5 protein-coding genes are annotated in these 3,622 nt (G+C 52.3%); all 5 read left to right on the top strand.

From position 1 onward, the window contains the following. Positions 1-436, top strand: a 436-nt coding sequence (locus JRI89_17270) for a hypothetical protein (protein MBW2072982.1), incomplete at its 5' end; no start/stop codon positions are given. Then, positions 385-1,065 (top strand): hypothetical protein, encoded by a 681-nt coding sequence (locus JRI89_17265; protein MBW2072981.1) that lies wholly within the window; start codon positions 385-387, stop codon positions 1,063-1,065. The genes JRI89_17270 and JRI89_17265, both read left to right, overlap by 52 nt. Further along, positions 1,065-2,111 carry a CRISPR-associated endonuclease Cas1 gene (cas1, locus tag JRI89_17260; protein ID MBW2072980.1) on the top strand — a complete coding sequence of 349 codons (1,047 nt, stop codon included), beginning with the start codon at positions 1,065-1,067 and terminating at the stop codon, positions 2,109-2,111. Before JRI89_17265 ends, cas1 begins: the two co-directional genes overlap by 1 nt. A gap of 1 nt (position 2,112) precedes the next feature. Next, positions 2,113-2,391 carry a CRISPR-associated endonuclease Cas2 gene (cas2, locus tag JRI89_17255; protein MBW2072979.1) on the top strand — a complete coding sequence of 93 codons (279 nt, stop codon included), beginning with the start codon at positions 2,113-2,115 and terminating at the stop codon, positions 2,389-2,391. Positions 2,392-2,904: 513 nt separating this feature from the next. Then, the coding region (locus tag JRI89_17250) for an ATP-binding protein (GenBank protein ID MBW2072978.1) at positions 2,905-3,622 on the top strand (718 nt) is incomplete at its 3' end.

Raw genomic sequence — 3,622 nt, 5'->3', positions numbered from 1 at the left:
GATAGGGCTCTTTATGGATCTTTTCTCGGGCCGTGAGGACTGCTTTGCCAGGCAGTGGGCAAACCGAGCAGAGGGAAAGCAGGGCTATGTGCCAGTGCGGCGCCCCATGGAAGAGCATGACGTGGAAGAACATCTGTCAGGCAAGAAGACATACGGCATCTATCTGCTTCATGCAGACTCGACCGTCAAGGTGGCTGTCATTGACGTGGACATGAGTTCCAGGTTCAGGCAGGGAAAGCGCACCGGCGGAGACCGCTCACTGATCAGGAGAGAACTTTCCTACCTGTTTAGCAGAATGAATGAAATTTGCCAGGAAGCTGGACTTTACCCCGTGGTGGAATTCAGCGGCGCCAAGGGCTACCACTTCTGGTTTTTCTTTGAGCAGTGTTTCCCAAGCAAGACAGGATCTCCGGCAAGGGTTTTGGCAACCTGGTGAAACTGCCGCTCGGCATTCACAGACTCACTGGCAAAAGGTCCTATTTCCTCGAGTGCCACAACCGCAGCCAGGAGGCGCAGCTTGCTTTTCTTTCCAGGATAAAAAAGTGCAGGTTGGAGGAGGTGTCTTTAACTGAAAATGAAATGCCCCAGGCGAAGATCCTCATCCACCCGAAGATGAGCGAATGGGCCAAACAGTATCCTGAGTTGATTTCACTGGAGATGAAGTGCCCTCCCCTGGGGCAAATAATAGCCTCTTGCCGCAACGGCAACCAGCCGTCGCTGCGGGAAGAAAAGGTGCTTTTCCAGACCATTGGCTTCCTTGCCAGCGCCAGGACGCTTCTGCATCACCTGTTGTCACAGGTGCCGGAGTACAACCAGCACCTTGTTGACTATAAAATCAGCCGGTTGAGAGGCACACCTCTGGGCTGCAGACGAATTCACAGCCTGCTGAGCTATGAAGGTGATCTGTGTCCATTCGAAAGAAGCAGCGATTATCCGCATCCTCTTCTTCATCTGGAACACTGGCGAGAGGAAGACGCAGCGAAGTCCGAGAAAATAACCAACCTGCGCGCTGCCCTGGAGAACCTCAGAACAGCTATCATGAAAACGGAGGCCTTTCTGAAATGATGGAGAGCATCTACGTACTCGAGCCCGGAGCATATCTCAGGAGGGAAGGCGAGTGCCTGAAAATAATGAAAAATGGCGAACTGGTGCAAGAAATACCCATGGAAGGGCTCAGGAAGCTGACCCTTATCGGGTATGTGTCGTTGACCGGGGGTGTGCTGGACTACCTCATCCAGCAAAGGGTTGAAACCATTTTCATGACCCCCACCGGACGCTTCCGGGCGAGGTTGGCCCTGGATGAACATCGCCACGTGGCGCTTCGTCAGGCCCAGTACGTAAGATTGGCTGAGGAGGACTTTGCCCTTCAAACTGCTGCCATTATAGTGAAGGGCAAGCTGAAAAACATGGCGCGTTTTCTTCTGCTCAGGGCAAGGCATTATGACGATGCCGAGCTGCGCCTGGGTGCAGTAAGAATCAAATCAATGGCCGATGCCGTTGACAGCGTGAAGGACATCAAGAAGTTGAGAGGCCTTGAGGGCAATGGAACCAGAATTTACTTCGACGTTTTTCATAGGCTCATCCGCAATCCCCAGTTTGAATTTCATGGCAGGAACCGCCGGCCGCCTCTTGATCCCGTAAACGCGATGCTCTCTTTTGTTTACACCATGTTAACCAATGAGACGCTGTCTGCAATCAAGGCCTGCGGCCTGGACCCCTATCTGGGAAGTCTTCACGCAGTGGACTACGGCAGACCCTCTCTTGCCTGCGACCTGGTAGAAGAATACAGGAGCTTCTTGGGCGACCGCCTGGTGCTCAGTCTGGTGAACAGAAGGGAGGTGTCTCCCGAAGACTTCGTGTACAGGAAAACTGCACCTGCAAATTTCGTTGATGAAGAGGAATTGAAAAAGAAGCGGCCGGTGGAGATGAAGCCTGCAATCAGCAGGGCCTTTGTAGCCAGCTACGAGGAAATGATGAATCGCAGCGTCACCTACCCGCCATCGGGGAAAAAGACCACCTACAGGTTGTTGCTGCTGCATCAGGCCAGGGCTTTTGCTGCATACCTGAGCGGCAAGTCTGAGGGATACAGTCCGTTCTTGTGGGAGGTATGAATTGTTTTACCTGGTCTGTTTTGACATAGTCGATGACAGGGCGAGGAACCGGGTAGTAAAGTGCCTCAAGGCATACGGCGAACGTGTGCAGAAATCTGTGTTTGAATGTGCCAACCTCACTGAAGAAAAATTCTTGAAGATGAAAAACAGGCTGGAAGGCCTGATCAGTGACCAGGAAGACACCATCAGGTATTATCCACTGTGCCGTGGTTGTCTGAAAAGTTTTGAGTTCAGCGGCACAGGTGTGCCTCCGGAGCAGGGAAAGTTCAGAGTGGTTTAACAGTCTGAAGAGCTGCCTCGATTAGAGGGGATTGAGACATGAGAGAAAGGCGGTGATATTATTTCTAATGGTGCGAAAGTTGTAGGAATATTATTGGCTTGTGTATGGATAGTCTATAAGATTATCCAATTAATAGGAGAAATATTTAAGGGGAAAAGTGAAGAAAAAAGTTTTTGTGCTGAAGTTTAAATTTCAGACGAAAATAAGGAAAAAGCGGCAATAAATAAGATTCCGAAGAACTGCCTCGATTAGAGGGATTGGGGTTCGAGGGGAATTGAGGTGGTGAAATAGTGGTGGAGAAGGTTGCAGGATGAACAAAGGCGCATCCGAGACCCCCAGGCTCTGTTGGAGTTAATCCTTGCGAACTTGCAGGGAGTTTGTTATAAATCAGGCAGTTGGTAGTTTGACTCGAGAGTGACTTTTCAGACAGGGGCACCGGCGCACATGGATCTCGCCTGAAATCTGTCACGCGTGAATTATCTGCACCGCTTGCAGCCCCGCCCGGGTTTGGCCATGCTGGCAAAGGTCCTTTCCAGTGCAGTTCTCGGTATCGATGCCTACGAGGTGGAGGTAGAGGTGGACATCACCATGGGGCTGCCCGCCTTTGCCACGGTGGGGCTGCCGGATGGAGCTGTCAGAGAGAGCAAGGAGCGGGTAAAGTCAGCCATAAAGAACTCGGGTTTTCGTTTTCCTCCCCATCGAATCACGGTGAATCTGGCGCCTGCCGATATAAGAAAAGAGGGTGCCGGCTTTGATTTGCCCATGGCCGTTGGCATTCTGGCAGCCACCGGCATTGTCAGCCGCAGCAAGCTTAGCAGCTATTTGATTATTGGCGAGCTTTCTCTGGACGGCAGGGTAAAGGCGACCAGGGGTGCCCTGCCCATGGCTCTGACTGCCAGGAACAATGGCTTCGAGGGTATTCTGGTGCCGGAGGCCAACTGCCGTGAAGCTGCGGTGGTGGATGGAGTACAGGTGTTTGCTGTACAGCATCTCTCGGATGCGGTGACGTTTTTGAACAACGGTCAGGATCTGTGCCCAACCAGTATACAGGTGACAGAGCTGTTTGCCAGCCACAACCACTATGAACTGGATTTCAGCGAAGTAAAGGGTCAGGAGCATGTGAAACGCGCCCTGGAAATTGCTGCAGCCGGGGGACACAACGTGCTTATGGTGGGACCGCCGGGCTCCGGGAAAACAATGCTGGCTCAACGGCTGCCCACTATATTGCCGG

The organism is Deltaproteobacteria bacterium, assembly GCA_019309045.1.
Taxonomy (GTDB): Bacteria; Desulfobacterota; Syntrophobacteria; order BM002; family BM002; genus JAFDGZ01.
This window is presented reverse-complemented; position numbering and strand designations above follow the sequence as displayed.

What these genes read in the sequence shown, in the direction of transcription:
- cas1 (MBW2072980.1), top strand. Translation starts at nt 1,065, where the DNA reads ATGGAGAGCATCTACGTACTCGAGCCCGGAGCATATCTCAGGAGGGAA.